Consider the following 4,204-nt stretch of genomic DNA (forward strand, 5'->3'; position numbering starts at 1 on the left):
GATTGTCTGCAACCGCTTAACAGCGGGCCGCAAGCGTTCAACGATATGCGCCTCGCGTTGACGCAACTGATGCAGAGCTTCCATTACGGTCAGCGCACGCTGTTCCGCCGCCTGTTTTCTCCGGTTATCGATAAGCTGCTGTTTGCTGCCACCAAAGCCGATCATGTCACCTCGGATCAGCACGCCAATATGGTGTCGCTGTTGCAGCAGTTGGTGCAGGACGCGTGGCAGAACGCGGCTTTTGAAGGCATCAACATGGATTGCCTCGGTTTGGCCTCGGTGCAGGCGACGGAAAGCGGGCTGGTGGATCATCGCGGCGAGAAGTTACCGGCGTTGCGCGGTCATCGTTTAGCCGATAATGAAGCGCTGACGTTCTATCCCGGCGAAGTGCCGCCGCGTTTGCCGGGCCACAATTTCTGGCAGCAGCAGGGATTTCAGTTTGAACAGTTCCGGCCGCAGCAGCTGGATGTTGATCGTCCGCTGCCGCACATTCGCATGGATGCCGCACTGGAATTTTTACTGGGAGATAAATTGCGATGAGCGACGAAACACCTTTAAAAGGACGCATTGATTTTGCCCGTCCGCTGACGGTAGAAGCGGAGAAACCACTGCGCGCCGCGCAAACCTTTAGCGCGGACAGTGAGAAGGCCTTTCTCGCCACGGCAGAAGCCGAGCCGCTGGAAGAGGGCGAAGGCGAAAAAGTGGTGGAAGCCGCGCTGCGGCCGAAGCGCAGCCTGTGGCGCAAAATGGTGGGCGTTGGCCTGGCTATTTTCGGCGTCAGCGTGGTGGCGCAGGGCGCGCAAACGCTGCACGATGCGTGGATGGTGCGCGACTGGTTTACCCTCGGCACCGGCGTGGCCGGCACATTGATTGTCGCTGCGGGTGCGGGCGCGCTGATAGGCGAATGGCGGCGTTTATATCGTCTGCGTCAGCGTGCCGAAGAGCGCGATATTGGCCGCGAGTTGCTGCACAGTCACGGCGTGGGGAAAGGTCGTGCGTTCTGTGAAAAGCTGGCGCAGCAGGCCCAGCTCGATCAGGCGCATCCTGCACTGCAGCGCTGGCATGCGGCGCTGCATGAAACTCACAACGATCGTGAAATCGTAACTTTGTATGCCCAACTGGTGCAGCCGGTGCTGGATCGTCAGGCACGCCGGGAAATCAGCCGTCACGCCGCCGAATCGACGCTGATGATTGCCGTCAGCCCGCTGGCTTTAGTGGACATGGCGTTTATCGCCTGGCGCAATCTGCGGCTGGTGAATCGCATCGCAGCGATTTATGGCATTGAGCTGGGCTACTTTAGCCGCATCCGCTTGTTCCGCCTGGTACTGCTCAATATGGCGTTTGCCGGTGCTTCCGAACTGGTGCGTGAAGTCGGTATGGATTGGATGTCGCAGGATCTCGCCGCGCGCCTGTCAACCCGCGCTGCGCAAGGGATCGGTGCCGGTTTGCTCACCGCGCGTCTCGGCATTAAAGCGATGGAATTGTGTCGTCCATTACCCTGGCTGGAAGATGATAAGCCGCGTCTCGGTGATTTCCGCCGTGAGTTAATTGGTCAGCTGAAAGAATCCCTGGTAAAAAGTGGGGATAAAGCAGGGCAGGCTGCTAAATAATCAGCACTTGCTTACCTTTCACGCTGCAACCGGCGTGAAAGGTAAAATTATCTGTGTTGCTACGCATATTCGGCGGGATTTTTGTTGGTCGCTCCGCTACACTTCCCTTTATCACCTGCCTCTGGCTGTCAACTTTTCCTGACAGGCCTCTTCTGAGGCGCTGCAAGTTAGCGTATTATCACTAAAATCAAAACCTGACTAAGGCTCATCGCAATGCGTTTGGAAGTTTTCTGCCAGGACCGAATCGGTCTGGCGCGCGAGTTGCTCGACCTGCTGGTTGCCCGCAATATCGACCTGCGCGGCATCGAAATTGCGCCACTCGGTCGCATTTATCTCAATTTTACCGCACTGGAGTTTGAACCCTTCAGCAATCTGATGGCAGAAATTCGCCGTACACCTGGCGTGACAGATGTGCGTACCGTTTCGTTTATGCCCTCTGAACGCGAGCATCGCGCATTGAGTGCGTTGCTGGTGGCGATGCCGGAACCGGTGTTATCCATCGATCTGAAATGCAAGGTCGAGCTGGCCAATCCGGCGGCACAAAATCTGTTTACCCTTGATGAACAGAAGCTGCGCAACCAAAACGTTGGCACCTTAATCACCGGCTTTAATTTCCAGCGCTGGCTGGAGAATGAACGTGTTGACGCACAGGCGCAGCATGTGGTGATTCAGGGGCGCGATTTCCTGATGGAAGCGCGACCGATTTATCTGGCTGAAGAAGAGGGCCAGAGCGATCTGCCGGTTGGCGCGATGATCACCCTGAAATCAACGGCACGTATGGGCCGACAGCTGCAGAATCTCACCGTTACCGATGAGTCGGAGTTCGATCACATTGTGGCGGTTACGCCAAAAATGCGTCAGGTGATCGATCAGGCGCGCAAGCTGGCGATGCACGACGCGCCGCTGTTGATAGTGGGCGACACCGGCACCGGCAAAGATATGCTGGCGCGCGCCTGTCATTTACGCAGCGCACGCGGCAAAAAACCGTTCCTGGCGCTGAACTGCGCCTCATTGCCGGATGATGTGGCCGAGAGCGAGCTGTTTGGGCACGCCGCTGGCGCTTATCCGAATGCGCTGGAAGGCAAAAAAGGCTTTTTCGAGCAGGCTAACGGCGGCTCGGTATTGCTGGATGAGATTGGCGAAATGTCGCCACGCATGCAGACCAAACTGCTGCGTTTTCTCAACGACGGCACGTTCCGCCGCGTGGGTGAAGAGCATGAAGTGCACGTTGATGTACGCGTGATTTGCGCCACGCAGAAGAATTTAATTGAGCTGGTGCAGCGCGGTGAGTTCCGTGAGGACCTGTTTTATCGCCTGAATGTGCTAACGCTCAATCTGCCGCCGCTGCGTGAACGTCCGCTGGATATTCTGCCGCTGACCGAAATGTTTGTCGCCCGTTTCGCCGACGAACAAGGCTTGCCGCGTCCGCGTCTTTCATCGCAGCTGACGCCATTCCTGACGCGCTACAACTGGCCGGGCAACGTGCGCCAGCTGAAGAATGCGCTGTACCGTGCGCTGACGCAGCTGGAAGGTTATGAGCTTGGACCACAAGATATTGTGTTGCCAGAGCAGGCGCTGGATGTGTCATTGGGCGAAGAGGCGATGGAAGGTTCTTTGGATGACATCACCAGCCGCTTCGAACGTTCAGTGCTGACGCGTCTTTATCTCTCTTATCCCAGCACGCGCAAACTGGCGAAACGCCTCGGCGTCTCGCATACAGCCATTGCCAATAAGCTGCGTGAATATGGATTAGGGCAGAAGCGCAACGAGAGCGAGTAATAAGGCGCGTAAATCCCGTAACGTCGTTCCGCCTGTAGGGTCGCCATTCATGGCGACCTGGTCCGCTAACGTGCATCAACCTTGGCAAGCGGATGTCTTTGTCTTTGGTCGCCATGAATGGCGACCCTACGTTTATTTAGCTGGGTTTTAGTCGGGTGCGCGAAGATCTACCTGACTTCCTTCCCTCATAAACACCGGAATCTCACTCAATGGCGCGGCGACGCTAATGCATTGTCCGCCTTGATAGCACTCGCCGTTACGCGCAATCCATTGCTCACCAGCAGGTAACCACACTTCACGTTCACGCTGCCCGGCGTGCAGCACCGGCGCAACCAGCAGGTCACGGCCCAGCAGATACTGATCTTCCACTTGCCAGCTCTCTGGCTGCTGCGGGTAGTGATAGAACAGCGGGCGCATCACTGGATCGCCCAGCTCATGCGCTTCGCGCATTAGGCCATCAATATAGGGGCGAATCTGCTCACGTTGCAGCAGGCAACTTTTCATCAGCGCGTAATTCTCCTCACCGTAACTCCAAACCTCATTAGGTGATCCGCTGTTGCATTGCGCAATGCCGTCGCGCCAGGCTTCTTCAGGTGCAATTTGTGGCTCTCGGTAACCATGCAGACGCATTACCGGGCAGAATACCGCCCACTGGAACCAACGGATTAGCAGTTCATGAAACGCCGGGTCATGAATATTTCCGCCCTGAAAACCGCCGATGTCGGTGGTCCACCACGGAATTCCCGCCATTGCCATATTCAGCCCGGCTGTGAACTGATTACGTAAGGCATGGAACGAGGAGTGAACGTCGCCCG

General features: G+C 56.7%; 4 protein-coding genes. 3 read left to right on the forward strand and 1 reads right to left on the reverse strand.

Going from position 1 to position 4,204, the window contains the following annotated elements; translation table 11 throughout:
* From RTY00_RS21000 to tyrR, 3 genes are all read left to right on the forward strand, one after another.
* Nucleotides 1-540: YcjX family protein (locus RTY00_RS21000; protein WP_312665997.1), on the forward strand; the 540-nt coding region annotated here is incomplete at its 5' end.
* Complete coding sequence (locus RTY00_RS21005; RefSeq protein WP_312665998.1) at nt 537-1,610, forward strand: YcjF family protein; 1,074 nt, start codon at nt 537-539, stop codon at nt 1,608-1,610. The genes RTY00_RS21000 and RTY00_RS21005, both read left to right, overlap by 4 nt.
* 213 nt (nt 1,611-1,823) lie before the next feature.
* Nucleotides 1,824-3,389, forward strand: coding sequence for a transcriptional regulator TyrR (gene tyrR / locus RTY00_RS21010; RefSeq protein ID WP_008106462.1), 1,566 nt, complete (start codon nt 1,824-1,826; stop codon nt 3,387-3,389).
* A 147-nt stretch (nt 3,390-3,536) separates the two neighbouring features.
* Here tyrR and RTY00_RS21015 read toward each other — a convergent pair.
* The coding region (locus RTY00_RS21015; protein WP_312665999.1) for a TIM-barrel domain-containing protein at nt 3,537-4,204 on the reverse strand (668 nt) is incomplete at its 5' end.

Origin of the sequence: Pantoea sp. CTOTU49201, assembly GCF_032054795.1 — a bacterium.
In the GTDB taxonomy this organism is placed as follows: Bacteria; Pseudomonadota; Gammaproteobacteria; order Enterobacterales; family Enterobacteriaceae; genus Pantoea; species Pantoea symbiotica.